The 1499-nt window shown below is 51.2% G+C and carries 2 protein-coding genes; one reads left to right on the top strand and one right to left on the bottom strand.

Annotation, left to right across the window (positions count from 1 at the left end; all coding sequences use genetic code 11):
• Positions 1 to 170: 170 nt before the first annotated feature.
• Complete coding sequence (gene fic, locus IAE50_RS25570) at positions 171 to 1247, bottom strand: protein adenylyltransferase Fic (protein ID WP_200581683.1); 1077 nt, start codon at positions 1245 to 1247, stop codon at positions 171 to 173.
• Positions 1248 to 1287: 40 nt separating this feature from the next.
• On the opposite strand from fic, the gene IAE50_RS26410 reads away from it, so the two are divergent.
• Positions 1288 to 1499 (top strand): hypothetical protein (locus IAE50_RS26410; protein ID WP_234467355.1); only part of this gene is annotated, 212 nt, incomplete at its 3' end.

The raw sequence follows: 1499 nt of genomic DNA, 5'->3' as shown, positions 1-1499 counted from the left end.
CTTGTCATTCACGCTTCGGTTCGCCGATTTCAGCGGGGACACAACCCCTCGTTGTGAAACCGCAGATAAAAGCTACACCGGTGTCGCTGTAGGCGCGTTTTGGTAGGCCGGATAAGCGTGTAACGCGCCATCCGGCAGGAGAACAGCGTGAGAGAGCTGACTCGCGGCAATTAGTTGCCTAACTCCTGCAGCAATCGGGTATTGAGGTAGAGCTTTTCGCGACCCACGCTCATCTCCTCCAGCACGCCTATATTTGCCAGCTGCTTAAGATAGAGCGATGCAGTCTGGCGCTTAGCCACTTGCCCTTTTACAAGGTTATCTATCCGACAATAGGGCTGTGCAAAAAGTATTTGCATCAACTCATGGGTATAGATTTTTGGCAGTCGTTCACGCACAAATTGTGTCGTATCCACCATCAGTTCACGAATGATGGCGATTTTTTTCTTGGTCCAGCGCGCGGTGTTTTCTATCGCTTCCAGCATAAATAAGATCCACGCCTCCCACCGACCTTCGGCGGTCACGTCACGCAGGAGCGTGTAGTAGTGATCGCGCCTTTCCAGGATAAACCGGGAGAGGTAAAGGATGGGCAGCGAGAGCAATTCACTCTGGATCAGGTACAAAATATTCAGGATTCGGCCTGTTCTGCCATTCCCGTCCGGAAAGGGGTGAATACACTCAAATTGGTAGTGTGAAATCGCCATTTTTATCAGCGGATCCAGGTCATCATCGGCATGGATGAAACGTTCCCAATTCCCCAGCAGATCGCGAATAGCCGCTTCACCTACCGGCGGGGTATAAACCACATCACTGTTCTGATCGCGCAATACCGTTCCGGGGGTTTTACGAATATCCGTTTCTACGCCGCGCAGCGTGGTGCAAATGGCGATGGCAGTGTTAGTACACAACGGGTAGCTGCTTAGGTAAGTAAAGCCATCGTGCAATGCGGTCCGGTAACGTAACGCCTCTTTTGTTGCGGGATCGGCGTTCTCGGCCTGATCGGCATACTGGAAGAGCTGATCGCTGGTGGTGACGATATTTTCGATGCGCGAGGAGTCTTTGGCTTCAAGCAGAGGGAGGAGGTTAATCAATAAACCTTGATCGGGAATTAACTCCCCTGCCGTTTTCAACTCTGCCAGAGCGGCACGTGCAGTTATGCAGGCCTTAAGCACCTTGCGGGTCTCAATCTCCTCCACGTTGGGCGGCAGCATCGGTAAAGCGTTAAAGGGTATGGTCGGATCCCAGCTCATATGTTTACAAAATCCATTTTTATCGACATATGCTGATAATATGTCGATGCAATCAACCTGTCACGATGACATGTTTAATAAATGTGTTTTTATCGACGTATTTAACATTTTTGGCAGCATACGTGCTTTCACGCTATCCGAAAATGGTGACGGGATCACATGCCGGATGGCGGCTACGCCTTATCCGGCCTACCAAAATAGAGCCCGCTGGAACGGCGTAGGCCGGATAAGCGCCAGCGCCATCCGGCAATG

The organism is Kosakonia sp. S42 (assembly GCF_016624785.1).
GTDB classification, from domain to species: Bacteria; Pseudomonadota; Gammaproteobacteria; order Enterobacterales; family Enterobacteriaceae; genus Kosakonia; species Kosakonia cowanii.
This window is presented reverse-complemented; position numbering and strand designations above follow the sequence as displayed.